This window comes from Amycolatopsis keratiniphila subsp. keratiniphila, assembly GCF_001620365.2.
Lineage (GTDB): Bacteria > Actinomycetota > Actinomycetes > Mycobacteriales > Pseudonocardiaceae > Amycolatopsis > Amycolatopsis keratiniphila.
Genome location: NZ_LQMT02000007.1, coordinates 293,957 through 319,591, shown reverse-complemented (window position 1 = coordinate 319,591; position 25,635 = coordinate 293,957). Strand labels below are relative to the sequence as shown.

The window sequence follows — 25,635 nt, the reverse complement described above, 5'->3', positions numbered from 1 at the left end:
ATGACCGAGTCACCGCGCGCCGGGCAGGCCGAGGTGCTGGCGGTGGCGGGGCTGACCAAGCGCTTCGGCGAACGGGTCGCCGTCGACGACGTCGGTTTCTCCATCCGCGCCGGCGAAACCTATGGCCTGCTCGGCCCGAACGGCGCGGGGAAGACGACCATCATCCGGCTGGTGTGCGGCTTGCTGCGGGCGGACGCCGGCAGCATCACGATCGCGGGTGCCGCCGGCGGTGGGGCCGTGCTATCCCGGGAACGGATCGGCTATGTCCCGCAGGACATCGCGCTGTACCCGGATCTCACCGCACGGGAGAATCTGCGGTTCTTCGCCCGGTTGTACCGGCTACGCGGGAAAACGCTGGATCGGCGGGTCGACGAAGTGCTGGAGTTGATCGGCCTCACCGACCGTGCCGGGGACCGGGTCGAGTCCTTCTCCGGTGGGATGCGCCGCCGGCTCAACATCGGTGCCGGCTTGATGCACCGGCCGACGCTGCTGATCCTCGACGAGCCGACGGTCGGGGTCGATCCGCAGAGCAGGCACGCGATCATGGAGAACGTGCGGTCGCTCGGCACGAGCGGGATGGCCGTCCTGTACACCACGCACTACATGGAAGAGGCCGAACGCCTGTGCGACCGGGTCGGCATCATCGACCGCGGCCGCCTGATCGCCGAGGGTACCCGCCGCGAGCTGATCGACCGGCTCGGCGAGCATGACCGCATAACGCTCTCCACCGACGGGGATCCGGCCCGGCTGGTGGACCGGATCGCCTCCGTCGCGGGGGTCGAGAGAGTCGATTCCGCGGGGGACGAAGTCCACCTGATCGTGCGCGAGGGCCGTCGCATGCTGCCCGCGGTTCTCGACGCGGCCGAGAGGTCCGAAGTCGGAGTGCGCTCGGTCGAAGTGACCGAGCCCGACCTCGAGGCGGTCTTCCTCCACCTCACCGGCACCGCACTCCGAGACTGAGGGAGGCAAGATGCATGCGGCGTTCGTCGTGGCGGCCAAGGACCTGCGCCAGCGGCTGCGAGACCGATCGGCGTGGGTGCTCGGATTCGTCGCGCCGGTGGCTGTGGCCTTGCTGATGAGCTTCGCCTTCCAGGGAGGGGAGCACTTCCACACCAAGGTGGCCGTCGTCGACCAGGACGGCGGGGCGTTGGCGACGGCGTTCACCGCGTTCCTTACCGGACCACAGCTGGACTCCGTACTCGACGTCGTCCCCGTGACGAGCGAAACCGATGCCCGCGCCTTGATCGACGAGGGGGAACTCGGTGCGGTTTTCCTGATTCCCCAGGGCTTCACCGCCGTTGCACACGGTGGCACGGCCGAGCCGATGACCGTGCTCTCCGGAGTCGATTCGCCGCTCGCCGGAACGGTCGCCCGATCCCTCGGCGAGTCTTTCGTGGCTCAGCTGAACGCCGACCGCCTCTCGATGGCGACGGCGCTGGCCGCCGGAGCCGGATCCGTGGATCCGTCGGAGATGGCCGGATTGCGGCTCCCGGAGCAGGTCGTGCCCAAGGCGGCAGGGACCGAGCAGCTCACCGCGGCCGGGTATTACGGTCCCGCGATGGGGATCTTCTTCATGTTCTTCGCGATCGGTTTCGGTGCGCGCGGATACTTCGAGGAACGCGCGAACGGCACCCTCGACCGGATCGCCGTCGCCCCGGTCGGCGCCGGTGCCCTGCTCCTCGGAAAGGCGCTGGCCACGTTCGTCTACGGCGTCGCCAGCTTGTCGTCGGTCGCGTTGGTCACCGGCTTGGTCCTCGGCTCGGGGTGGGGGCCGCCGCTCGCTGTCGGCATGATGATCGTCGCGCTGGCATTGACGCTGGTCTGCCTGACCGCCTTCGTGATCGCGGCGGCCGGCAGCGATCGGCAGGCAGATGGCATCGCCTCACTCGTGATCTTCGGACTGGTCCTGATCGGCGGCAACTTCATCATGCTCGGCGGTGCACCGGAGATCATGCGAAAGCTCGCCCTGCTGACGCCGAACGGGTGGGCGTTGCGGGCCTTCACGGATCTCGCCGGGGGAGCGGGCTGGATCAGCGTCGTCCAGCCGGTCTTGGCGATCTTGTCGTTCTGCGCGGTGATCTCGGCCATCACGGTGCCGATCTACCGGAAGAGGTTCAGATGAACGTGGTGACCATCGCGTTGGTGTCGCTCCGGAGGCTGGCGCGAGACCGGATCGCCTTGTTCTTCATCGTCTTGCTGCCGGTCGTCGTGATACTGGTGATCGGCGCGGTGATGCGTGGTCAGAACGGGTTCAGGGTCGCTGTCGTGGCTGCGGAAGGGCGCTTCGCCGTCGAGCTGACCCAGAGTCTCGCCGCCGCGGGAACGCTGGTCACCAGCCCGTTCACCGAGGAGCCGGCGGCGAAGGACGCCCTGCGACGCAACGAAGTCGACGCGGTTCTGCTCATTCCCGCCGGGATGGACCAGGCCCTGACGGCCGGGGCGGCGGTCGAACTCCCGTTGCTCACCACCGTCGCTTCGGGCACAGGCCAGGGGGCCTGGTCGGCGGTCGCGTCGGTGGTCGCGGACCACGCGGCGACCGTTCAGGCCGCCGCCTTCGCCGCGAGCCGGACCTCTGCCTCCTTCGACGAGTTGTTGCCGCTGGCCCGGTCGCTCGACCCGACGGTGCCCCAGGTCGCCGTGCGAGCCGAAACGGTGGGAAACACTGGCGACGTACTGCCTCCGGGATTCAGCTACAGCGCCCCGACCATGCTCGTGTTCTTCGTCTTCATCAACGCGCTCGCCGGTGGTGCGGCCTTGATCCAGACCAGGCGGCTCGGTATCCATGCCCGGATCCTCGCCGGGCCGGTCCGCCCGCGTGAGGTCATGCTCGGTGAAACGCTCTGCTACCTCGCGCTGACCTTGCTCCAATCCGGGCTGATCATCGGGGTGGGTGGCCTGCTCTTCGGGGTGGACTGGGGCGACCCGCTCGCGGCTGTGACCCTGACCTTCATGTGGGGTCTCGTCGGTGCCGGCGCGGGGATGCTGAGCGGCGCGCTGTTCCGCACCCCAGAGCAGGCGTCGGCCATCGGACCCGCGCTCGGCATCGGGGCGGGCATGCTCGGCGGCTGTACCTGGCCGTTGGAAATCGTCCCGCCCGCCGTACGTGCGGCAGGACACGTCACGCCGCACGCTTGGGCGGTCGACGCCTGGACCACGATTCTGTCGCGGGGCGGCGGACTCGGCGACATCTTGGGGCCCATGGCGGTGCTCGGTGCCTTCGCGGCCCTCTTCCTCGGCGCGGCGACTCTGCGGCTGCGACGGTCCTTGACCGCTTGAGCCCGGCGGCGAAGGTTGCGGGTGGCCGCGTGGTGCAGGGCGACACCTACCGATCGCCGAACAGCGACGGGCCGGAATCCTTTTTGAGTTCGGTGGCCAGGACCGCGGCTTGTGTGCGGCGTTGGAGGCCGAGTTTGGCGAGGATGCGCGAGACGTAGTTCTTCACGGTCTTCTCGGCGAGGAACATGCGTTCACCGATCTCGCGGTTGGTCAGTCCTTCGCCGATCAGTTCGAAGACCGCGCGTTCTTGTTCGGACATGCCGCTGGTCGGGTCGTCGCGGTCGCGTTCGCGGCGGATGCGGTTCATCAGCGCAGCGGTGGTCCGGCTGTCGAGCAGTGAGCCGCCGGAGGCGATGGTGCGGATGGCGGAGATGAGGTCGTTGCCGAGTACTTGTTTGAGGACGAAGCCGGATGCTCCGGCCATGATCGCGGTGAAGAGCGCTTCGTCGTCGGCGTAGGAGGTGAGCATCAGGCAGCGCAGGTCCGGTTGGGTGGAGAGCAGGTCCCGGCACAGTTCGATGCCGTTGCCGTCCGGGAGCCGGACGTCGAGTACGGCGATGTTCGCGTCGCTCTTCGGGATCCTGGCGAGTGCTTCGGAAACCGAGGCCGCTTCACCGGTCACCGTGATGTCCGGTTCGTTGCCGAGGAGATCGGCGAGTCCTCGGCGGACGATCTCGTGGTCGTCGACCAGAAACACCTTGGTCGTCATACGTTTCCTCTCGCTGCGTGATACCCGGCCCGCGAATTCGACCGTACTCGTCCGTTCCGCCCGGCGCAGCCGTCACACCGTCGCGGGGTACTTGGTCCTGGTGATCCGAGTCCTCCGAATCTGCTGCCGGTCCGCCGCGACGGCGCATCGTAGAGGTACGTGAAGTGGTAGGAGAGGACTGACATGGCCGGACGAAGGGCGGCGGAGCGCTGGTCGCCCGCGGAACTCGAGGTAGTGGCGGGGGCGGTGCTGCGTGCGCCGTCGGTGCACAACATCCAGCCTTGGCGGCTGAACTTCGAGGACGGTCTGCTGGTCCTGGTCGAGCGCCGGGAGCTGGAGCTTCCCGAGCACGATCCGCACGGCCGTGACCGCCTCATGTCGTGTGGAACCGCGCTGGCCAATCTGGAACTCGCCATCCGGGTGCTCGGCCACCGGACGTACACCACGGAGTTCCCCGACCCGGACCGGCCCGAAGTGGTGGCCGCCGTCGAACCGGACGGGCCGCTGCCCCCCTCGGTCACGGAGGTGAACCGCTATTCCGCGATCAAACGACGGCACAGCCATCGCCGTCGTTTCGCAGGACGATCGCTGACCAGGCACCAAATCGTGGATCTCCGGGACAGTGCGGCGGCCGAAGGAGTCCAGACCAGGCCGATCCTCGACGAGATCGAGCTGACCATGGTCGCGGACCGGCTCGAGTTCGCCGCCGAGGCTCATCAGCATGATCGCGGTTATCAGCGGGAGCTGGCCCTGTGGACGGTCCGTGACGAGGGCCAGCGCAGCGGCGTCGGCCTGGCCGTGAGCGCGCGTTCGGCCGGTTCGCTGCCGTGGGCGGGGCTGGTGCGTGAGTCGACGGCGCTGCCTGATCGCGAGGTTCTCAAGCGCAGGCTGGCCGAGGAAACGTTGCTGGCGTTCGTCACACCAGGTGACACCCGGCACGATCATCTCCGGGTAGGGAAGGCGTTGCAGCTGACCTGGCTCGACGCGGTCCACGAAGGACTCGTCGGGTCGGTCCTGACGCAGCCACTGCATCTGCCCGAGGTGCGCGCCGCCCTGACCGAGGATTTGGAGCTTTCCGGTTCCCTCCAGGCGCTCATGCGATTCGGCTACCCATCGAGTGCCGTCCCGCATTCCCCCCGACGCTCGATCGACGAACTGCTGGGTTCCGGCTTCCGGGTTGGCGAAGCCGGAGGTGACCGGTGATCGTCGACACCTTGTGTCCGGTTGCCGGAAAGGGCTAATTACTCGAGCCTGGCGCCGTCGGGTCACCGTGGGGCAGCGGCACCGTCCAGTTCAGGATCGTGCCCTGGCCGGGAGCGCTGTCGATGCTGAGGTCGCCGCCGTGTTTCTCCGCGCGGGCGCGGAGGTTGGCCAGGCCGCTACGGCGGGTGGTGTCGCCGAGGCCGTGTCCGTCGTCCTCGACGCGGGCTGTGAGCGTGGTGGGCGTCGCGGAGACCTGCACGGTGGCGGTGGTCGCGTGGGCGTGGCGGGCGATGTTCGAGAGGGCTTCGCGGACGACCGCGGAAAGATCTACCGCGAGCCGGGCCGGCACGAGAGTGTCGAGCGGGCCGTCGAGTCGCAGAACTGGGGTGAAGCCGAGCGAGTCGGTGGTGGTCCGGGCGATCTCGGAGAGCGCCCTGCGCAAACTGTGCTCGGCGTCCCCGCCCGCTCCCATCGGGGCATGCAGATTGAAGATGGTGCCGCGAATTTCGCTCACGACCTGATCGAGTTTGTGCACGACCGCCAGCACACGGTCTCGCTGGCCCGAGTCGACGGCCGAGGCGAGGTTGCTCAGGGACAGACCGGTGGCGAAGACCTCTTGGATGACGTGATCGTGCAGGTCGCGGGCGATGCGATCGCGCTCCTCGAGAAGTTGGAGCTCCTCGGAGTGCGTACGGTGCTGTGCGAGTTGCTGGGCCAAGGCGGCCTGGGAGGCGAAGGCCGCGAGCATTTCGAGGTCGCGCTCGTGGAAGCCGCGACGGCCAGGAGCGTTGGCCACGACCAGCACGCCGGTCGGTGGCCGGTCAGGGGCCATCAGCGGGGCGACCATGCCGGGCCCGGCCTTGCCTGCCCACGTCTCGTCGGACAACGGACCACGCTCGTCCTTGCTCAAGTCCTCACTGAGGAGCGGTTGCGAGCCGGTCATGGCCAGCTCGCACAAGGAGTTCTCGGTGTCCAACCGCCGGCCGACCAAACCCGCCACATCGTCCTCGCCGGCGGCCGCCTGCACCGTCAGCACGCCGGTTCCGTCCACCGGAAGGACGACGGCGGCGAGATCGGCGCGGGCGACCTCGTGGGCTTTGGCGGCGATCAGGCGCAGCACGTCTTCGGTTTCGGTGCCCGCGAGCAGGGCTGCGGTGATCTCGGCGCTGGAGCGTTGCCACGCCGCGCGGCGCTGGGCTTCCTCATAGAGGTGCGCGTTGTCGATGGCCACGGCGGCGAACCCGGCGAGCGAGAGCAGAAGCTGCTCGTCGTCGGCGCTGAATTCGTCCTCGTCCTGTTTGTCGGCCAGGTAGAGGTTTCCGAACGCCTGGCCGCGGACGAGCAGAGGTACTCCGAGAAAGGACCGCATCGGCGGGTGGCCGGGTGGGAAGCCCGCCGATGCGGGATGAGTGGACAGGTCGGTGAGGCGGATCGGGCGGGGTTCGGTGATGAGCAGGCCGAGGATGCCCTGGCCGTGGGGCGGGTGCCCGATCCGGGCGGCGCGCTGATCGTCGAGGCCGCTGTATACGAACTCGTCCACCGTTCCGTCCGGTCCGAGGACGCCCAGCGCCGCGTAGCGGGCGTTGACCAGATCCTTCGCCGCGTCGACGACATGCCGCAGCACGCGCGACAGGTCGACGTGGGAAGCCACGACATGACTGGCCCGCAACAAGGACCGCAGGCGCTCCTGGGTGTCACGGACGGTGCGGGCGTGTTCCAGCAGTACGTCGATCGCCTGGTCGAGTTTCAACCGGCCGGTGTCGGGGAACTGAAGCGGATCGACGGGGATGGTCGGGGGATCCGCTCGGATGTCGTGTTCAGGCACACTGTCCTCCACCGCAGCGAGTGCGTGACCCATTGAATCACGGCTACCCGCTTCGGAGCTGCGACTGACAACACGGTCATCGCCGATGGACCTCGCAGACCGGGACCTCCGGCCCTGACCGGCGGCGCGAACCGGCGGTCATGCTCGAAAGTGCTTGTTCTTCATCGTCTTCAGGGGAGTTATCGTGGCGAATCGACAACAGCTCGAGGTCCTGGACCGCGAGCAGTGCCTTGGCCTTCTGCGGACGGTGCGGGTGGGTCGGCTGGTCTTCGTCGAGGACGCTTTGCCGGCGGTGCAGCCGGTCAACTTCCGGGTGAAGCGGGACCACGTCGTGATCCGGGTCGCCGGTGGGGCGAAACTGGCCGCCGCGACCGGCAACACCGTGGTGGCCTTTCAGGCCGACGAACTGGATCCCGATCTGCGGATCGGATGGAGTGTGACCGTCGTCGGCCACGCGAACTTGATCACGGACGTCGCCGAGCTTGTGGACGTGTCCGGGACATGGCTGGAGCCTTGGGTCGACGGCCGCCGCGACCATTTCATCCGGATCGAGGTGGAGAAGGTGACCGGACGACGTCTGCGCGAGCCGGTGACCACCACCGCCTGACCGGATGCTCAGTGGAGCGCGACGGTGAGCAGGACGGCGCTGTCGAGGAACGCCGTCAGGCGGTGCCGCTCGGGTGGGATGGCGGTCAGCTGACCGCGGTCGAGGAGCCGGTCGTGGTCGTGGGTGCTCAGGCGAACGCTTCCGGTGATGACGTGGAGGGTGGCGGCCGGGGGCGAGTCGTGCTCCGCCAGCTCGGCGCCCTCGGCCAGCGCGATGAGGGTGACCCGTTGAGAGTTGCCTGCCACCAGGGTCCTGGCGGCACGCCGTGAGCGGTGTTCGCGGGCCTGCTGGAGCAGTTCGGCGGCCAGGACGCCGACGTCCGCGACCTCGGGACGCCCGCTCATTGTTTCGCGCGCTGTCATGGTTTTCCTCCATTCCTTTGAAGGCGGCCCGCCCCGGGGACGGGCCGTGCGTCAGGGTGCTTCGTGCTCGAACGATCCGGTCGTTCGCCGCGATCGGATGGCCGAACCCGCGACGCCGGAGAGCGTGATCGTGATGGCGAGCCCGATGGCCAGGTTGATGATCGCCGTCGCGAGACGTGCGTCCAGTGCGGCACCCAGGCTGAGCGGGATCACGACGGCGATCGCGGTGAACAGCATCATGATCCAGCCGAAGAACGTCCGGGGCTTCGGTGCGGTGAGCAGCAGGAGGTGCAGCAGAGCGGTCGCCGCGAGTGCGATGGCCGCAGACGCTAGGGAGTAGGTGAGGCTGCTCGCGCCACCCCACGCACCTTCGCGGCTGGGGGCCAGCACGGCGACTTTGACCAGGCCGCGCGCGATCAGGATCCCGACGATCGCGGCCAGGGCGGCGGTCACCGCCGTCGCGGCCCCGCCCGCCCACAGCCGTGCTCCGTTGACAGCAGGTCGATCCTTTTCCTCGAAGTCGTTGTCCATGGGGAAAACCTTGCTCGCCGGCTCCTTCGTGCAGAAGGGGCCGAGGAACCCCGATGGCGGGACCAACGGCCTGCGTACCGGATGCTCGCGTGCGCGGCCGTCCGCCACCCCCCCACGCCCTTCAACGGGGTTCGGTCCTCACGGGCACGCCACGTCCGAGACGCGCCGTTGCCCGGCGCTCACACCTTGCCGTCGGGAGTGATGACGGTGCCTTCGGTGCCCCGCAGCATCGCGGCGGGCGAGTCCAAGGCGCCGATGGCGGCGGTGTTGCCGGTGAGTTCGACGAAGCGGCAGGCGGCGTCGACCTTCGGGCCCATCGAACCGGCCGGGAAATCACGGGACCGTAGCCGTGCCGGAGTGGTGTGGTGGATCGGAGTGGCGTGCGGGGTGCCATAGTCGTCGATGACCGCGTGCACGTCGGTGAGCAGCAGGAGCGCGTCGGCGTCCAGGGCTTCGGCGAGCAGCGCGGCGGTCTGGTCCTTGTCGACGACGGCTTCGACCCCCCGCAATCGTCCGGTGTGTTCGTCCCGTACGACGGGAACACCGCCCCCGCCGGCGCAGACCACGATCGTGCCTGACTCGACGAGCGCGCGGATCACCGGAGTCTCCACCACGCGCTGCGGTCTTGGCGAGGGGACCACCCTGCGCCAGGACGAGCCGTCCCGGCGGATGGTCCAGTCACGCTCGGCGGCCAGCGCGGCGGACTGCTCCTCACCGTAGACCGGGCCGACGAACTTGGTGGGTTCGCCGAACGCGGGATCGGCGACGGAGACGAGCGTCTGCGTCATCAGCGTGGCGACCTGCCTACCGGGTACGACGTTCCGCAGCGCCTGACCGAGGAGGTAGCCGATCATGCCCTGGGTCTGCGCGCCGAGGACGTCGAGTGGATACGGCCGGGTCAGTGCGGGGTCTGCCGCACTTTCCAAGGCCAGCATCCCCACTTGAGGGCCGTTTCCGTGGGTGAGTACGACTTCGTGTTCGGTGGCGAGTTCCGCGAGTGCCTCGGCGGCGGCGAGTACGTTGACCTGCTGGAGGTCGGCGTCCGGCCGTTCACCGCGGCGCAGCAGGGCATTGCCGCCCAGCGCGACGAGAATCCGCACGGTCAGCTCCCCAGCGTGGCGACCAGGATCGCCTTGATGGTGTGCATCCGGTTCTCCGCCTGTTCGAACACCAGCGACGCCGGGGATTCGAAGACCTCGTCGGTGACTTCGACACCGTCCAGCCCGAATTCCTTGAACGCTTCGGTTCCCACCTCGGTCTCGCGGTCGTGCAGCGCGGGCAGGCAGTGCAGGAACCGGACGCCGGGGTTACCGGTGGCGCTGAGCATCTTGGCCGTGACCTGGTACGGCGCCAGCAACTCGACCCGCTCGTGCCAGGTGCCGGCGGGTTCGCCCATGGATACCCAGACATCGGTGTAGATGAAGTCCGCGCCCGCCACGGCCTCCTCGACGTCATCGGTGACGGTGATCCTGGCCCCGCTGGCCGCGCCTTCCCGTAGACAGGTCGCCAGGTACTCTTCGTCCGGCCAAAGTCCGCGTGGTCCGGCCAGCCGGACGTCCATGCCGAGTTTGGCGCCCATCGCGAGCAGGGAGCGGGCGACGTTGTTCCGGGTGTCGCCGAGGTAGCAGAAAGCGATCTCCGGCAGGGGTTTCGAGCTGTGCTCGCGCATGGTGAACACGTCGCACAGCGACTGCGTGGGGTGACTCGTCGCGGTGAGTCCATTGTAGACGGGTACGCCGGAGTGCTTGGCCAGCTCTTCGACGGTGGCCTGCTCGTGGCCACGGTATTCGATCCCGTCGTACATGCGGCCGAGCACGCGAGCGGTGTCACGGGCGGATTCCTTGTGTCCCAAGTGGGCGTCCTGGGGGCCCAGGTAGGTCGTGGTCGCCCCTTCCTCGGCGGCGGCGACCTCGAACGCGCATCGCGTCCGGGTGGAGGCCTTTTCGAAGATGAGCGCCAGATGCTTGCCCACCAGCCGGTTCTGCGCGATTCCGGCGTAGGCCGCGGATTTGAGCTGCGCGGCGAGGTCGAGCAGGAAGACGAGCTCTTCCTTGGTGAAGTCGAGTTCGGTGAGGTAGCTGCGGTTGCGCAGGTTGAAAGCCATGGGAGATCCGTTCAGCTCGGGTCGCGGTCGATCGGGCAGGTCATGCAGCGAGGGCCGCCACGGCCGCGTCCCAGTTCGCTTCCGGCGATGGTGACGACTTCGATGCCGCGTTTGCGCAGCATGGTGTTGGTGGCGACGTTGCGTTCGTAACCGAGGACGACCCCCGGTGCGACGGCGAGGTAGTTCGTGCCGTCGTCCCATTGCTCCCGCTCGGCGGCCCGGATGTCCTCGTCGGTGCTGAGCAGGGTGACCTCGGGGACTTTCAGGACTTCGGCGAGGGCGTGCCAGAGATTCTCGTTGGCGTTCACGCTCAACGTGGAGGGTTCTTCGCCCGCGGTGATGGTCCAGCTGCGGGCGCCGCGGTCGAAGTAGGGGTAGACCGCGAAGGTGGCGCGGTCGACCATGCTCATCACCGTGTCCAGGTGCATCGTGGCGTGGGAGTGCGGAAGCTCCACGGCGACGACGGTGTGTGCCTGTCCGGACGAGAACAGCGCCTTGGCGAGGATCTCCACGGCCATGGGCGTGGTGCGCTCTCCCATTCCGATGAGGACGGCACCCTCGCCGAGGACGTGCACGTCACCGCCTTCGATCGTGGCAGGCTGGTGACTGACGTCGTCATCACCGTAATAGGTGTGGAATCCGGCCCCGGCGAACATCGGATGGTGGCGGTAGATGGCTCGGGTATGCAGGGATTCGCGTTGCCGGGCGGGTTTCGCCATCGGGTTGATCGAGACACCGCGGTACACCCAGCAGGAATCGTCACGCTGGAACAGGTGATTGGGCAACGGCGGGAGGACGAAGTCGTCGGCGGCGAGGGTGTCCCATCGAAGACTCCGCGCTCGCAGCGGGGAAAGGTCGGCTTTGAGGACTCCGCCCACCAGGTACTCGGACAGATGCTCGCCGTCGAGGTCGTCGAACAGGGCCCGCAGTGGCGCGACCAGCGCCGGGCCGAGGATTTCGGGGGTGCACACGCGGTCCAGCACGAACGCCCGGCCCTCGGGCAGTGCGAGCGTCTCCGCCAGCAACTGGCCGTAGTAGTGCACGCGGACGCCTTTGTCCCGCAGGGCCTCGGCGAACGCGTCGTGTTCCTGCTTCGCCTTCTTTGCCCAGAGGACGTCGTCGAAGAGCAGTTCGCCGATGTTGCGAGGGGTCAACCGGCTGAGTTCGAGGCCGGGGCGGTGCACGATGGCCTGCCGAAGCCGGCCGACCTCCGAATGAACGGCGAAAGTCATGACTGCTCCTGCGTTTCGGACGGCGACGTGGGGGCGTTCTCGACGCTCGCGCCGTTGTTTCCGTTGGGGGAGAGGAAATAGGGGCTGTCCGCGGGGTAGCGGATGGGGGAGACGGGGGTTTCGCCGTACTCCTTGCGCTGGGATTTCATCCAAACGTAGACGGGAATACCGAGGAAGAAGGCGAACACTCCGTAGTACACCGCCTGGTAACCGCTGCCTGCCAGGGCCCAGAAGCTGAAGAGCAGCGCGAAGGCGGTCACGATCAGATCGCGGATCAGATGCGGCCAGTTCAGCGCGCGACCCTGGACGATCAACCAGTAGAGATGCGCGGCGGCGGAGTACAGGTAGGGGATCACCGCGGTGAACACACCCAGCAGCACCACATTGGTGAACACGGACTGGAAGTTCCAGTAGCCGAAAGCCGTGAGCACCGACGCCAGCACGGTGGCGGCCACGATGCCGAAGACCGGTATCTCCTTCTTGCTCAGTTTGGCGAACTGGGTCGGGAACAGCCGGTCACGGGCGGCGGCCATCGGCATTTCGGCGCAGATCAACGTCCAGCCGTTCAAGCACCCGAGCCCGGAGACGATCGCCACCACGGCCATGGCCTGCCCGGCCCAGCTCGCCCCGAAGATGGCTGTGGCCGAATCCGAGAACGGTGAGGTGGAGTCGACCAGCGCCTGCTGTCCGACCGTGCCGAACACCGTGACGGTCCCCAATACGTAGACGACCGCGCAGACGAGGGTGCCGAGCACGGTCGCCCTCGACACGTTGCGCCGCGGCTCGCGGACGCGTCCGGCGGCCACCGAGGCGGTTTCCAGGCCGAGGTAGCTGAACAGGGCGATCGCGGCCGCCGCGGAGATGGCCCCCACCCACGACAACCCGCTGGGATTGAACGAACCGAGGTTCTCGGCCTTGATGAAGAACAGTCCGATGGTCGCCATGAACACCAGCGGCACGAATTTGAGGATCGTGGTGACGATCTGGAACCACGCCAGGTTCCGGACGCCGGAGATGTTGATCGCGGCGGGCAGCCACAGGCCGATCAGCGCGATGGCGATCGACCACCACGGGTTGTGGTCGGTGTTGACGAACACTTCCACGTACCCGACCCAGGCGACCGCGATCCCGGCGTTGCCCACCCAGGCGGTCAGCCAATAGGCCCAGGCGGTGACGAAGCCGCCGAAGTCGCCGAAGGCGTCTCGTGCGTACAAGTAAGGCCCGCCCGAGCCCGGCACACGTTTGTTGAGCCAACCGAACACCAAACCCAGAGCCAAGGCGCCGATCGTGACCAGGGCGAAGGCCAGAAGACTCGACAAGCCATACGGAGCCAAGGACAAGGGCAGGGCGAACACGCCCGTGCCGATGATCGAACCGACCACCAACGCCGTCGCGGTCGGCAAGCCGAACCGGTTCGAGAACTCCTTGCCGCCCGCCGGGCGCGCCGCTCTGTCGGGATCCCCCGGTTGTTCCTGTTGTGCCATCGGTCTTTCCGATCCTTCGTTCGTGTTTCCAGGTAAAGGATCTACGTTCGATCCGGCGGCGCCATGGGGCTTAGGTCCGCGTCTTGCGGGCCATTCGGCGGTTCGCCCCGAATACCAGGGCGAGGTGCACACGCGGAAAAGGCGGACGGCACGTCCCGTGCCGTCCGCCGCACTTGATTCCGTATTCGGCTCAGCGGAGCCACTTGTGGTGCTCGACCAACGGCAGCCGGGCCCATCGCTCGCCGAGGCCGAAGGTCTTTCCCGCCGCGGTCATGGCGAGGGCGATGAGGACGAGCGCGTAGATGACGTGGTACTCGATGAGCGGGTTGGTCGACATGGTCGGCTCGCCCGCGGCGGTCGTGCGGTCGAGTGGCCATTCGGCCACCCACATGAGCGCCATCATGATCGTGCCCGCGATGGCCGAGAGCCGCAGTCCGATGCCGAGGGTCACGGCGACGCCGATGCCGAACAGGCCCGCCATGAACAGCCAGTCGGCCCACCAAGTGCCCGCCCAGGAGTGCAGGGTTTCGGCGAACGGGCCGACGTCGACACGGCTCAGGAAGCCCTTGGTGGGCGAGCCGCCGTTGAGCCAGGCGTTCTGGGTGGTCGTCGCGTAACCGAGGCCGAAGGTCTTGTCCGCGAAAGCCCACAGGAACAGCAGACCGGTGGTGATACGGAGGACGGCGAGGCTCACGGCGCCAGTGTGTGCTTCTTTCGTGTTGTGGCGGACACCGGTGGTTTCGCGCTGCCCACGATCGATCGTTGCCATGATGTCTCCTGGTTCTTCGTTCCTTGTCGGTTGAATGCGAGTCTTCAATGACCTGGATCGCCTCTCTGGGGCCGAAAGGCCCGGATAAGCCGGGCTGGAGTCCTTTCCGAGTCCCGGCCCGACGCGGTCGTCACCCGGCGCGGGTATTTGGTCCTGGTGATCCGAGCCCTCCGTAACTGCTGCCGACTCGGCGCGGCAGCGCATCGTGGAGAGCGCGGGAGTGGCAGGAAGGACTGAAATGGTCGGACGAAGGGCTTCGGAGGACTGGTCGCCTGCGGAACTGGAAGTGCTGGCGGGGGCGGTGCTGCGCGCGCCGTCGGTGCACAACATCCAGCCTTGGCGGCTGAACTTCGAGGACGGTCTGCTGGTCCTGGTCGAGCGCCGGGAATTGGAGCTTCCCGAGCACGATCCGCACGGCCGTGACCGTCTCATGTCGTGTGGTGCCGCGCTGGCCAATCTGGAACTCGCCATCAAGGTGCTCGGCCGCGTGACGCGCACCGCGGAGTTCCCCGACCCGGACCGGCCCGAGGTCGTGGCCGCCGTGGCACTCGGTGGACCTGCGGTCCCGGCCGCCGCCGACCTGAACCGCTATTCCGCGATCCCGCGGCGGCATAGCCATCGCCGTCGGTTTTCGGGGCGGTCGCTGACCAGGCACCAGATCGTGGATCTCCGCGACACCGCGACCACGTACGGCGTCGAGGCCAGGCCGATCCTCGACGAGATCGAGCTGACCATGGTCGCCGATCTGCTCGAGTTCGCCGCCGAGACCCATCAACATGATCGCGGTTATCAGCGGGAGCTGGCCCTGTGGACGCTTCGCGACGGAGGGCACGCACACGGAACCGGCCTGGCCGTGAGCGTGCGCTCGGCCGGTTCGCTGCCGTGGGCGGGGCTGGTGCGTGAGTCGACGGCGCTGCCTGATCGCGAGGTCCTCAAGCGCAGGCTCACCGAGGAGACTCTGCTGGCGTTCGTCACCGACGGCGATACCCGGCACGACCATCTCCGGGCAGGGCGGGCGTTGCAACTCACCTGGCTCGACGCGGTCCACCAGGGACTGGCCGGCTCGGTCCTGACACAGCCACTGCATCTGCCCGAGGTGCGCGCCGCCCTGACCGAGGATTTGGAGCTGCCCGGATCTCTCCAAGCACTCATGCGATTCGGCTACCCCGCGGGCGACGTCCCGCATTCCCCGCGACGCTCGATCGACGAACTATTCGGCACCGGGTTCTGAGCGGGTACCGCTTCAACCACTACTGGTTGTCCATCATCAAGGAGGGAACTCATGAGCGAATTCCCCGACAAGGCCGTGATCGCCGGCGTCGACGGAATGGCGTCCTCGCTGACGGCGGTGCGCTGGGCCGCCGTGGAGGCCCATCGTCGCCGTGTCGAGTTGTGGCTGGTCCACGCGTTCGACAAGGACTCACTGGAGTATCCGCAGCCGTTGCCGACGCGTGACGAACTCGCGGATATGGCGCGGATGCGGGGACAGCGTCTGCTCCGGCAAGCCCGGGAGGTCGCCAGAGAGGCCGAACCCTCCGTGGAGGTTCAGCTGATCCTGCGTTACGAGAAGCCGGCGCAGGCGTTGCTGGCGATGTCGGAGGATGCCGGTCTTCTGGTGTTGGGCCCGGAAGAGATCCGCCCGCTCGGCCGGATGCTGGTCGGCTCGGTGTCGATCGGGCTCGCGGCGCACGCGAAGTGCCCGGTCGCGGTGGTGCGCCCCCGTGTGGCCGAGGAACAGCCTCCTTCGGAGGGTGCGGTCGTGGTCGGTATCGACGGCAGCCGGACCAGCGAGGCCGCGCTGGCGCTGGCCTTCGAGGAGGCATCGTGGCGGCGGGCGCCGCTGGTCGCTGTCCACACCTGGGACCACGCCTTCCTTTCGGCACTGTTCGAGGAAGCGCGATGGACGCTCGACGCGCGCGAAATCGAGGAACGGGAGAGCGAGGTGCTGGCCGAGCGGCTCGCAGGCTGGCAGGAGAAGTACCCCGATGTCGCGGTGGAGCGGGTGGTCGTCCGTGGCCGTCCTGCCGACGAGCTGCTACGCCACGCCGACCGCGCGCAGCTCCTGGTCGTCGGTAGCCGGGGCCGGGGCGGAGTGGCCGGGATGCTGCTCGGTTCCACCAGCCGGCATCTGCTGTCGTACGCGCTGTGCCCGGTCATCGTCGCCCGTTCACCGGAAGAGGAAAGCCGTGAACGCGACCGTCCCGCATCCGCGTCGATAGTCCACAAAGGAGGGTGAGCGGCCACGGCCGCTCACGCTCCTTCCGTCACACGAGCGTGCGCCCCGCGCAGCGCGAGCTCGTGCAGCGCGACGAGGTCGCGTTCGATGGCTTTGGAGAAGAACCCCGAGTCCGGTGAGCTGTCGAAGTCCAGCGTCACGCCGAAAGTGACATCGTCGCCGTAGGACAGGACGGCGATTCCGGTCCGGAGACGCAACGCGATCGGGACGTACGGATAGAGGCCGAGCACCGCGCGACCGAGCAGGTGCAAGGGTTCGCGGGGGCCGGGGACGTTCGTGGTGACCGTGACGACGTTGTGCTGGGGAAGACCGGCCGCCAACCGGATCGCCCACGAGATCGGCGCGAAGGGAACGTGCAGCCCCGCGCCGGTCAGTTCGGCTCCTGTCTCGACCTCTTTGCTGTTCTTCAGCCCGGCCAGCCGCCGGTGGACCTCGGTGAGCCTGTCCGCCGGATCTTCGATGTCCACCGGCAGCAGCGGCAGCATCAAGGAGATCTGGTTGTCCACGCTCGCGAAGTCCCGGCGGACCGAGACCGGGACCAAGGTACGCACCGAATCCGGGCGCGGCTCCTCACCGCGCCTCAACAGCAGCGCGCGAAAGGCGGCGGTGATCGACGCGAGGACGACGTCGTTCACGGTCGTGTCGAAGACTTCGCCGATCTCGTGGATCTCGCGGAGCGACGCGTGTGCCAGTTCGTAACGACGGTCCGGGCCGATCGGACCGGAGAGTGAGGACCGCGCGGCCGGAACCAGAGCGGAAGCGAGTGCACCCATACCCTTCGCGGCGTCGGCGATCCGGCGCACCGTGAGACCGGGCGAGCGCACCAAACGGGTGAGCGCGACCGTTTGGTCGAAGGGGATGGCGGCGAGCTTGCGCACGGCTCCCCACAGCAGCGCGATCGACCCCGGATCCTCGTCCTGTGCCGCGTCCGGAGCCGTCGCCACCTGAGTGTCGAAGAGCGCACTGAGCAGCCGCGTGCCGCTGATCCCGTCAGCCAGGCAGTGGTGCAGTTTCGACAGCACGGCCCACCGGCCGCCTTCGAGTCCTTCGATGACCCAGAACTCCCACAACGGGTGATCGCGGTCGAGTCGTTCCGCCATGAGCAGTGCGACGAGGTCGCAGAGTGCGTTCTCGTCACCCGGAACGGGGACGGCGACCCGGTGGAAATGTCGTCGTGCGTCGAAGCGGTCGTCGTCGACCCATACCGGGGCGTCCAGGTCGAGCGGAAGCCGGTGGACCTTCTTCCGGTAGCGCGGGATCCTCGGCAGCCGACCGGTGATCGAGTCGATGAACTCGTCCTTGGCCGGAGCGGGGCCTTCGAGCACGGCGACCGACGCGATCGACAGCGTGGAGTTCGGATCACCGTCCTCGAGTTCGAGGAAGGCGGCGTCCAGCGGGCTGAGCCGGTCCATGTCCTGATCCTCCGGTCCGTGTCGGTGGGGTTCTTTTCATGGTCGCCTCGCGTGGATCGCCGAAGCAGGGGCGGAGGGCCCGGGCCATGGGGCCCTTGGTGCCTGTTCCCGGGCGCGGGCAGGCCGGATCGTCGAGAGATCCGGACGACGCGAGGTGGCTGAGGACCGGCCATGACACGAGGAGCTCACCGATGCACGTGATAGTGGTGTTCGAATCGATGTTCGGGAACACCGAACGGGTGGCGAGAGCGGTGGCGGAAGGGTTGGCGCCCTTCGCCGCGGTGGAGGTCGCGAACGTCGACGAGGCACGTGGCTACGAGGATGCGGATCTGCTCGTGGTCGGCGGTCCGACGCACGCACACGGCATGTCGCGTGCCGGCACCCGGAGCGAGGCCGCCCGTGAGACGGATGGCGCGGTTCGGTCGCACACCGGACTGCGGGACTGGATCGGTGCCCTGGACCACGCGCCGGAGCGCATGCCGGTGGCGGCCTTCGACACCCGGTTGGCGAAACCGCGCTGGCTCACCGGCTCCGCGGCGGTCTCCGCGGAACGGCGGCTCCGGGCTCTCGGCTTCGTCCCTGTCGTGCCGCCGGAGAGCTTCCTCGTCGAGACGGACGGGACGCGCACGGTCTTGAAGGACGGTGAGCGGGAGCGGGCGCGGTCGTGGGGTGCCGCGTTGGGAAGGCGCTTCGCCACGGCGATGCTCTGAAAGCCGTTGATCGAATAGGGCCTTTCGGTCCTGTGTGCGGGACCGGTCGGCCGGGTATCCGGGACCGACGGCGTGGAGCCTCGGGACGTCGGGCTCTGCGATTCGAGTGCCGGTCCAGGCGAAGCTGGAGCAGAACCGAATCGCCGACGAGATCGGCCGAGCGAACTCAAGGAGTGATCATGCAGTTGCCCGCTGAAGGAGCCATCGTGGCCGGGATCGACGGCTCGGGGTCGGCCCGGACGGCGGCGATGTGGGCCGCGGGTGAGGCTGATCGGCGCGGTTTGCCGTTGCGGCTCGTGCATGTGTACACGGTTCCCGCGGTGAACACCCCCGGCGTGTCGGTCCCCCGTGAAGCGGTTCGCGCGGGGTTCGAGAGCCGCGGCCTCGAGTGGCTTGCCGAAGCACGGAAAGACGTGCTCGACCGGTATCCGGAACTTGTGGTCGAGACGGCGGCCCGCGAGTGGAGTGCAGTGCCCGCGCTGGTCCAGGAATCCCTGAGCGCGACGATGGTGGTGCTGGGTTCGCGTGGCCTCGGCGGGTTCACCGGGATGCTGGTCGGTTCGACCGCCGTCGCCCTCGCACACCACGGGCATTGCCCGATCGTCGTCGCCAGGGGGAACCGGCCGGACGGTGTGGTCCCGCAGGCCGGCCCGGTCGTCGTCGGCACGGACGGCTCGCCCTCCAGCACGGCGGCGCTCGCGTTCGCGTTCGATGAGGCGGAGCGGCGGAAGACGGCGCTCGTCGTCGTCCGGACCTGGTCGGAGATGTTCGACCACGGGACCATCCGCCCGCATTTCCTCGATGTCGATCCGGCCGGAATCGAAGCCGCCGAGCGCACGGAAGCCGAAACGCAGATCGCTCCTTGGCGAGAGAAGTACCCGGACGTCGCGGTGGAACTCGTCGTGCGCAAGGGGCGACCGGTGCGGACCCTGCTCGAGTTCGGCGCGAAGGCGAGTCTGCTCGTGGTCGGCAGCCGGGGACGCGGCGGGTTCCAAGGCATGTTGCTCGGTTCGACCAGCCAGGCGCTGGTGGCGCACTCGGAGTGCCCGGTCGCCGTCATCCGGCCCGCGGCCCCGGCGGAATGACCACGTACCCCCTGTTCAGGAGACGAGATGCGAGCACGAGACCTGATGACGAGGCCGGTCCTCACCGTCACCCCGGAGACGACCGCCAAACACGCCGCCGGAGTGCTGGCCGAGCACGGCTTCACCGCTTTGCCGGTGGTGGATGACGATGACCGCCTGATCGGCATCGTGACCGAGGCGGATCTGATCCGCGACCGGTTCCCCCACGACATCCGGTCCGGCGATGACTCCGCTGTCCGGGTGACACCGGGCACCACCGTGCGCGAGGTGATGACCTCACCCGCGACCGGAATGGGAGCCGGCGCCGATCTCGCCGAAGTGGGCAAAGCGCTGCTCGACGGGAAGATCCGCGCGATGCCGATCGTGGACGGTGCACGGGTGATCGGCATCCTCACCCGCGGCGACTTCGTCCGTGCCTTCGCCCGCGACGACACGGCGATCGCCGCGGACGTCCGGCACCACCTCTCCGTCTACGGCGGCTCGGGCCGCTGGACCGTCGACGTGACCGACGGTGTCTGCCGTATCGCCGACGCCTATGACGACGACACCGACCGGCACGTGGCCAAGGTCATCGCCGAAGCGATTCCCGGTGTCGTCGAAGCCGAAGTGACTTACCAGGAGGAAGACCGATGAACACCGCGGAAAACAGGATCGTCGTCGGAACCGACGGGGCCGAGCCGGGGCGGGCCGCCGTCCGGTGGGCCGCCTCCCTCGCGGCCGAGCGGGGGTTGGGGCTGCTGATCGTGCACGCTCTCCACAGTGAGCAGTTGGCCTACGGTGCCGGGCTCGCCGGTCCCGTTCCGTGGCTGGACGATCTCGCTGCCGCGGGGCGCAAGGTGCTGGACGAGGCCGTGGCGGACGCCGAAAGGGTCGCTCCCGGTGTCCCGGTGGACACCGCCATGCCCACCGACTCGCCGACGCCGTACTTGATCGACGCGTCGAAGTCGGCGGCGATGGTGGTGGTCGGCGCTTCGGGGAAGGGCTTCTTCGCCGGAATGGTGATCGGTTCGACGGCGTCGGCCGTCATCGCCCACGCCCATTGCCCGGCGGTGGTTCTGCGGGGGCGGCAGGGCACTACGAACTATCCCGACAGCGGGCCGGTGGTCGTCGGGATCGACGGCAGCCCGTTGAGCGAGCAGGCACTGGAGACCGCGTTCGACGAGGCGTCGCGGCGGAACGCGTCCCTGGTGGCCGTGCACGCGTGGTCGGACGTCACCTACGACGACGTGTACGGCATGGCGCGGCTGGTCACGCAGTGGGAGAGCATCGAGGGCGACGAACGCCGTCTGCTCGCGGAACGGCTGGCGGGCTGGCAGGAGAAGTACCCGAACGTCACCGTGGAGCGGGTACTCGTCCGTGACCGGCCCCGCCACACCTTGCTGGAATGGAGTGCCACGGCGCAGCTCGTGGTCGTCGGCAGCCGCGGCCGGGGCGGCTTCACCGGGCAACTGCTCGGCTCGGTCAGCCAGGCGCTCACCCGCCACGCCGAATGCCCCGTGATGGTGGTCCGGCCGAGGAAGACCCGATGACCGCGCTCGGCGCCCCGGCCACCCCGTCAGTGCTCACCTCGGCGGAACTGTCCCAAGTGGACGCGCAGTGGCGGGCGGCGAACTACCTCGCCGCCTGCCAGATCTACCTGATGGACAACCCTCTGCTGACCGAACCGCTGAAGCCGGAGCACGTGAAGCCCCGGCTTCTCGGTCACTGGGGGACTTCACCAGGGCTGAACTTCCTGTACGCACACATGAATCGTGCGATCGTGCAGCGGGATCTCGAGGCACTGTTCGTCACTGGCCCAGGTCACGGCGGTCCCGCGTTGTACGCGCACACATGGCTGGAGGGCAGTTACTCGGAGGCGTGGCCGTCGGTCACCTACGACGAGGCCGGTCTCCGCAAGCTGTTCCGGCAGTTCTCCTTCCCCGGCGGCGTTCCCAGCCATGTCGCGCCGGAAGTGCCCGGATCCATCCACGAAGGTGGCGAGCTGGGCTACTCCCTCGCGCACGCGTATGGCGCGGCGTTCGACAACCCGCATCTCGTCGTCGCCTGCGTGGTCGGTGACGGCGAGGCGGAAACCGGTCCGTTGGCCGCGAGCTGGCAGTCGAGCAAGTTCCTGAACCCGGCCCGTGACGGGGCGGTGCTGCCGATCCTGCACCTGAACGGCTACAAGATCGCCAATCCGACGGTGCTGTCCCGGATCACGCAGGCGGAACTCGACGAGCTGCTGCGCGGCCATGGGTTCGCCCCGCGCTACGTCGAAGGTGCCGATCCGGCGCTCATGCACCAGGCGATGGCCGCGGCGCTGGACGGGGCCCTCGACGAGATCGAGGGCATCCAGGTCCGGGCGCGAGCCTCCAGCCGGATGCCTGAACGGCCGCGCTGGCCGATGATCGTGCTGCGCAGCCCCAAAGGCTGGACCGGTCCGTCCTTTGTGGACGACAAGCCGGTCGAAGGTACCTGGCGTTCGCACCAGGTCCCGGTCGCCAACGCTCGTGGGAATCCAGACCATCTGCGGCAGCTGGAGGACTGGCTTCGCTCTTACCGTCCGGAAACCCTCTTCGACGAGGGAGGGCGACCTTCGCCCGAGGTCACCGCGCTGATCCCGCGAGGCGAACGCCGGATGGGATCGAGCCCGCACGCCAACGGCGGGCTCCTGCTGAGGCCGTTGGACCTGCCCGCGGTGTCCGCGCACGCGGTGCCGGTCGAGCGGCCGGGCACGGCCGTCGCCGAGCCGACCCGGGTGCTCGGCCGATGGTTGCGCGACGTGTTCGCGATGAACCGTCGTGCGGCGAACTTCCGGTTGTTCGGTCCCGACGAGACGGCGTCGAACCGGCTCGACGCGGTGTTCGACGAGACCGCCAAGACCTGGCTGGCCGGCGTCGAGCCCGTCGACGAGCACCTCGCCGCCGACGGCCGGGTCATGGAAGTGCTCTCGGAGCACCTGTGCCAGGGCTGGCTGGAAGGCTACCTGTTGTCGGGCAGGCACGGGCTCTTCTCGTGCTACGAGGCCTTCGTGCACATCGTCGACTCCATGCTCAACCAGCACGTCAAGTGGCTCAAAGTGCACCGGAGGATCCCGTGGCGACGGCCGGTCGCGTCCCTGACCTACCTGCTGACGTCGCACGTCTGGCGCCAGGACCACAACGGATTCTCCCATCAGGATCCGGGATTCGTCGACCACGTCGCGAACAAGAGCGCCGAGGTCGTCCGCGTGTACTTGCCTCCGGACGCGAACACCTTGCTGCACGTCGCCGACCATTGCCTGCGGAGCCGCGACTACGTCAACGTGATCGTGGCGGGGAAGAACGACAGCCCGGTCTGGCTCGACGACGAACAGGCCGCGATCCACTGCGCGCGGGGTGCCGGGATCTGGGACTGGGCGAGCACGCACCCGGAACGGGAACCGGACGTCGTACTCGCCTGTGCCGGCGACGCCCCGACCGTCGAGGTGCTGGCGGCGGTGAAACTGCTGCGCGAGCACTTGCCCGAGCTCGCGGTCCGGGTGGTGAACGTGGTGGACCTCATGCGCCTCCAGCCGGCAACGGAACATCCGCACGGGATGGGGGACCGGGAGTTCGACGCGTTGTTCACCACTGATCGGCCGGTTATCTTCGCCTATCACGGTTATCCGTGGCTCGTCCACCGGCTGGCGTACCGGCGTACGAACCACCACAACCTGCACGTGCGCGGCTATATCGAACACGGGACCACGACGACACCGTTCGACATGCTGGTCCTCAACAGCATGGACCGCTTCCAGCTGGTGATCGACGTGATCGACCGCGTGCCCGGCCTGCTCACCGGCGCGGGACTGGTGCGGCAGCGGATGACCGAGGCGCAGGAACGGCACCGGCGCTGGATCGTCGAGCACGGCGAGGATCTGCCGGAGGTCCGAGACTGGGCGTGGGAGGACCGATGAGGGTTCTGACGCTGAATCCCGGCTCGTCGACCATGAAGGCGTCCCTGGTGCACGACGGCAGCCCGGTCGGCTGGGCCGCGTGGCCCCTGGATGGCGCCGGAGACGACGCCACGGTGGTGACGCAGGCGCTCGACCGATGGTCCACAGTGGACGCCGTCGCCATCCGCTTCGTGCACGGTGGCTCGAGGACGGGCCCGGAACGACTCGACGACTCGGCACTCGACGCGCTCGAACGGCTCGTTCCGCTGGCACCGCTGCACCAGCCCCGCGCGATCGGGCTGGCACGGGCGGTCCTCCGGCTGCGGCCATCGCTTCCGATCGTGGCGGCGTTCGACACCGCGTTCCACGCCGAGCTTCCGGCCGCCGCGGCGAAGTATCCGTTGCCGAGGGAGTGGACCAGGCAAGGACGGTTGCGACGGTACGGTTTCCATGGCCTCTCGTGCCGTCATGCCGCCCGCCGCACCGCCGAACTCCTCGATGTCGCCGCACCCCGGCTGGTGTGCTGTCACCTCGGCGCCGGCGTCTCGGTGACCGCGATCCGCGACGGCCGGAGCGTCGACACGAGTATGGGATTCACGCCGCTGGAAGGGCCCGCCATGGCCACGAGGTCCGGGTCGGTGGACCCGGGACTTCTGCTGCACGTCATGCGGACGGCGCCGATGTCGGCCGAGGAGATGGAGGACGCGCTCTATCACCGCTCTGGTCTGGCCGGGATGAGCGGTACGGACGGGGATCTGCGTTCGGTACTCGCGCTGGCCGCCACCGGCGATCCCGACGCGACGACCGCGCTCGAGGTCTACCTGCATCGCATCCGCCGGGAGATCGGCGCGATGGCCGTGGCGCTCGACCGGCTGGACGCGATCGTCTTCACCGGCGGGGTCACCGCGCATCAGCCGGAGCTGCTCGGGCAACTGGCGGAATCCCTTGGTGTGCTGGGGATCGCGGTCGACTCCGCGCGCTGCCTCGGTGAGGGCGATCGCGTCGTGAGTCCCGAAGGCGCGATGGTCACGGCCTTCGCCTTGGGAACGGGGGAGGACGTCGAACTCGCGCGCGACGCCGAGGACGTCCTGGCCGCCGCGCGGCTCTGAAGCCGGGTGAAGCGCGTGAAGGCCCCCTTCCCTCGGCTCAGCCGAGGGAAGGGGGCCTTCACGCGCGTTCAGGAGGCTTTAGGGCTGAAGTGGTGTGCCGCCTCAGGGGTGACGAGCACGATCGGACAGGGCGCGTGCCGGACACAGGCGGCGGCCACGCTCCCGAAGACGAGCCTGCCGATACGCCCTTCGGACGGCGAGCCGAGTACGAGCAGGTCCGCGCCTTCCGCGGCGGCCAGCAGTACCGAGGCCGGGTCACCTGTGCGGACCGAGGTCTCGACGGCGAGATCCGCCGCGAGCTCGTCGTGGATCCTCGCGACCTCCTTCGCCAGGGGATAGCCGTCCTGGATCGGGAGCCTGCCATGCGGCTGAAGCGCGAACGGTGTTCCGGGCAGGAGAACGTCCTTCGGTCGCACGAGGATCACTTCGACCCGGGCGCCGAGCGCCCGGGCTTCGCCGATCGCCCAGCGGACCGCTTCTTCGCCATGCGCGGTGCCGTCGGTCCCGACGACGATCCGGCGTTCGTGTGCTGACTGCTGGTTCATGGCATATCCCTTGACGAGGTTTCGGTGGCTCGCGCGCGCAGCAGGTCTCGCCAGGTGACAACGCCGACGACGCGGCCGTGGTCGAGTACGGGAACCGAGCGGAGCCGGTGCTCCAGCATCCGTTCCGCCAGGTCCGCGAGTTCCGTGTCCGGGTGCGTCCCGGCGCCCGGGGTCCGCATCACGTCCCGGACCTTGGTGCGGCCCCCGAGCAGGACACCCGCGTCGGGGTCGCTCGGTGACCGCGGGCCGGGCACGTAACAGGCGAGGACGACGTCGTCTTCCTCCAGGACGCCGAGCAGCCTGCCGGTCTCGTCGACGACCGGGAGGGAAGTGAACCCCTTGCCGGCCAGCACGGCGATCGCTTCGCCGAGTGTCGCGGCCGGGGTTACCGCGACGACGGGGGTGGTCATGACCTCACGTACACGCATTACCGCAGTGTGCAGCCCTCGTCGCGGTGGCCGGAACCGCTGGAGGTCCCGGCCTGCCGGGACCGAGGACCCTCTCCGCGCTCACGCGCCGGGAGGGTGTCGAAGGTCCCGGA

At 68.5% G+C, this 25,635-nt stretch carries 25 protein-coding genes; 13 read left to right on the top strand and 12 right to left on the bottom strand.

Annotated elements, in window-relative coordinates; genetic code table 11:
- From AVR91_RS05855 to AVR91_RS05845, 3 genes are read left to right on the top strand one after another with little or no spacing between them, the layout of a single operon-like run.
- Entirely contained in the window at window positions 1-960 is a 960-nt protein-coding gene (locus AVR91_RS05855) for an ABC transporter ATP-binding protein (protein WP_063274762.1), read from the top strand.
- 10 nt (window positions 961-970) lie between these two features.
- Window positions 971-2,122 carry an ABC transporter permease gene (locus AVR91_RS05850; RefSeq protein ID WP_063274761.1) on the top strand — a complete coding sequence of 384 codons (1,152 nt, stop codon included), beginning with the start codon at window positions 971-973 and terminating at the stop codon, window positions 2,120-2,122.
- Window positions 2,119-3,276, top strand: a complete 1,158-nt coding sequence (locus tag AVR91_RS05845; RefSeq protein WP_063274760.1) for an ABC transporter permease — start codon at window positions 2,119-2,121, stop codon at window positions 3,274-3,276. Before AVR91_RS05850 ends, AVR91_RS05845 begins: the two co-directional genes overlap by 4 nt.
- Window positions 3,277-3,322: 46 nt before the next feature.
- Here AVR91_RS05845 and AVR91_RS05840 read toward each other — a convergent pair whose 3' ends face one another.
- Window positions 3,323-3,985 (bottom strand): response regulator transcription factor, encoded by a 663-nt coding sequence (locus AVR91_RS05840; RefSeq protein ID WP_063274759.1) that lies wholly within the window; start codon window positions 3,983-3,985, stop codon window positions 3,323-3,325.
- A 183-nt stretch (window positions 3,986-4,168) separates the two neighbouring features.
- On the opposite strand from AVR91_RS05840, the gene AVR91_RS05835 reads away from it, so the two are divergent.
- Complete coding sequence (locus tag AVR91_RS05835; protein WP_063274758.1) at window positions 4,169-5,188, top strand: Acg family FMN-binding oxidoreductase; 1,020 nt, start codon at window positions 4,169-4,171, stop codon at window positions 5,186-5,188.
- A 34-nt stretch (window positions 5,189-5,222) separates the two neighbouring features.
- On the opposite strand, the gene AVR91_RS05830 is transcribed toward AVR91_RS05835, so the two are convergent.
- Complete coding sequence (locus AVR91_RS05830) at window positions 5,223-7,013, bottom strand: sensor histidine kinase (protein WP_158077387.1); 1,791 nt, start codon at window positions 7,011-7,013, stop codon at window positions 5,223-5,225.
- A 184-nt stretch (window positions 7,014-7,197) separates the two neighbouring features.
- Between AVR91_RS05830 and AVR91_RS05825 the strand changes: the two genes are divergently transcribed.
- Window positions 7,198-7,620, top strand: coding sequence for a pyridoxamine 5'-phosphate oxidase family protein (locus tag AVR91_RS05825; RefSeq protein ID WP_063274756.1), 423 nt, complete (start codon window positions 7,198-7,200; stop codon window positions 7,618-7,620).
- Window positions 7,621-7,628: 8 nt separating this feature from the next.
- Here the strand turns inward: AVR91_RS05825 and AVR91_RS05820 are convergent, their stop codons facing one another.
- The 7 genes from AVR91_RS05820 to AVR91_RS05790 form a co-directional block, all read right to left on the bottom strand.
- Window positions 7,629-7,982 carry a cupin domain-containing protein gene (locus AVR91_RS05820; RefSeq protein ID WP_394329945.1) on the bottom strand — a complete coding sequence of 118 codons (354 nt, stop codon included), beginning with the start codon at window positions 7,980-7,982 and terminating at the stop codon, window positions 7,629-7,631.
- Between the two features lie 51 nt (window positions 7,983-8,033).
- Window positions 8,034-8,513, bottom strand: a complete 480-nt coding sequence (locus AVR91_RS05815) for a DUF6069 family protein (RefSeq protein WP_063274754.1) — start codon at window positions 8,511-8,513, stop codon at window positions 8,034-8,036.
- A 179-nt stretch (window positions 8,514-8,692) separates the two neighbouring features.
- Complete coding sequence (locus AVR91_RS05810; protein ID WP_063274753.1) at window positions 8,693-9,613, bottom strand: carbamate kinase; 921 nt, start codon at window positions 9,611-9,613, stop codon at window positions 8,693-8,695.
- Between the two features lie 2 nt (window positions 9,614-9,615).
- Window positions 9,616-10,617 carry an ornithine carbamoyltransferase gene (gene argF / locus AVR91_RS05805; RefSeq protein ID WP_063274752.1) on the bottom strand — a complete coding sequence of 334 codons (1,002 nt, stop codon included), beginning with the start codon at window positions 10,615-10,617 and terminating at the stop codon, window positions 9,616-9,618.
- A gap of 11 nt (window positions 10,618-10,628) precedes the next feature.
- A complete protein-coding gene (locus tag AVR91_RS05800; RefSeq protein WP_063274751.1) occupies window positions 10,629-11,849 on the bottom strand; it encodes an arginine deiminase in 1,221 nt (406 codons plus the stop codon).
- Entirely contained in the window at window positions 11,846-13,333 is a 1,488-nt protein-coding gene (locus AVR91_RS05795; RefSeq protein ID WP_228709131.1) for an APC family permease, read from the bottom strand. The genes AVR91_RS05800 and AVR91_RS05795 overlap by 4 nt, the downstream gene beginning before the upstream one ends.
- 190 nt (window positions 13,334-13,523) lie before the next feature.
- Window positions 13,524-14,102: a DoxX family membrane protein gene (locus tag AVR91_RS05790; RefSeq protein ID WP_063274750.1), complete on the bottom strand. Its 579-nt coding sequence runs from the start codon at window positions 14,100-14,102 to the stop codon at window positions 13,524-13,526.
- A gap of 238 nt (window positions 14,103-14,340) precedes the next feature.
- On the opposite strand from AVR91_RS05790, the gene AVR91_RS05785 reads away from it, so the two are divergent.
- Window positions 14,341-15,333, top strand: coding sequence for an Acg family FMN-binding oxidoreductase (locus AVR91_RS05785; protein ID WP_063274749.1), 993 nt, complete (start codon window positions 14,341-14,343; stop codon window positions 15,331-15,333).
- 51 nt (window positions 15,334-15,384) lie between these two features.
- The gene (locus AVR91_RS05780; protein ID WP_063274748.1) at window positions 15,385-16,338 is read left to right on the top strand and encodes a universal stress protein; all 954 of its coding nucleotides are present in this window, start codon (window positions 15,385-15,387) and stop codon (window positions 16,336-16,338) included.
- 14 nt (window positions 16,339-16,352) lie between these two features.
- On the opposite strand, the gene AVR91_RS05775 is transcribed toward AVR91_RS05780, so the two are convergent.
- Window positions 16,353-17,750: a WS/DGAT/MGAT family O-acyltransferase gene (locus AVR91_RS05775; RefSeq protein ID WP_063274747.1), complete on the bottom strand. Its 1,398-nt coding sequence runs from the start codon at window positions 17,748-17,750 to the stop codon at window positions 16,353-16,355.
- Window positions 17,751-17,941: 191 nt separating this feature from the next.
- On the opposite strand from AVR91_RS05775, the gene AVR91_RS05770 reads away from it, so the two are divergent.
- The 6 genes from AVR91_RS05770 to AVR91_RS05745 all read left to right on the top strand — a co-directional run bounded on the left by AVR91_RS05770 (window position 17,942) and on the right by AVR91_RS05745 (window position 24,549).
- Window positions 17,942-18,460, top strand: coding sequence for a flavodoxin family protein (locus AVR91_RS05770; protein WP_063274746.1), 519 nt, complete (start codon window positions 17,942-17,944; stop codon window positions 18,458-18,460).
- Window positions 18,461-18,639: 179 nt separating this feature from the next.
- The gene (locus AVR91_RS05765) at window positions 18,640-19,545 is read left to right on the top strand and encodes a universal stress protein (RefSeq protein ID WP_143253891.1); all 906 of its coding nucleotides are present in this window, start codon (window positions 18,640-18,642) and stop codon (window positions 19,543-19,545) included.
- Between the two features lie 27 nt (window positions 19,546-19,572).
- Complete coding sequence (locus AVR91_RS05760) at window positions 19,573-20,178, top strand: CBS domain-containing protein (protein ID WP_063274745.1); 606 nt, start codon at window positions 19,573-19,575, stop codon at window positions 20,176-20,178.
- Entirely contained in the window at window positions 20,175-21,074 is a 900-nt protein-coding gene (locus AVR91_RS05755) for a universal stress protein (RefSeq protein ID WP_063274744.1), read from the top strand. The genes AVR91_RS05760 and AVR91_RS05755 overlap by 4 nt, the downstream gene beginning before the upstream one ends.
- Window positions 21,071-23,461: a phosphoketolase family protein gene (locus AVR91_RS05750; RefSeq protein WP_063274743.1), complete on the top strand. Its 2,391-nt coding sequence runs from the start codon at window positions 21,071-21,073 to the stop codon at window positions 23,459-23,461. Before AVR91_RS05755 ends, AVR91_RS05750 begins: the two co-directional genes overlap by 4 nt.
- The gene (locus AVR91_RS05745; RefSeq protein WP_063274742.1) at window positions 23,458-24,549 is read left to right on the top strand and encodes an acetate/propionate family kinase; all 1,092 of its coding nucleotides are present in this window, start codon (window positions 23,458-23,460) and stop codon (window positions 24,547-24,549) included. Before AVR91_RS05750 ends, AVR91_RS05745 begins: the two co-directional genes overlap by 4 nt.
- 68 nt (window positions 24,550-24,617) lie before the next feature.
- On the opposite strand, the gene AVR91_RS05740 is transcribed toward AVR91_RS05745, so the two are convergent.
- Complete coding sequence (locus AVR91_RS05740) at window positions 24,618-25,094, bottom strand: universal stress protein (RefSeq protein WP_063271447.1); 477 nt, start codon at window positions 25,092-25,094, stop codon at window positions 24,618-24,620.
- Window positions 25,091-25,522, bottom strand: coding sequence for a CBS domain-containing protein (locus tag AVR91_RS05735; RefSeq protein ID WP_063823092.1), 432 nt, complete (start codon window positions 25,520-25,522; stop codon window positions 25,091-25,093). Before AVR91_RS05735 ends, AVR91_RS05740 begins: the two co-directional genes overlap by 4 nt.
- Between the last annotated feature and the right edge of the window lie 113 nt (window positions 25,523-25,635).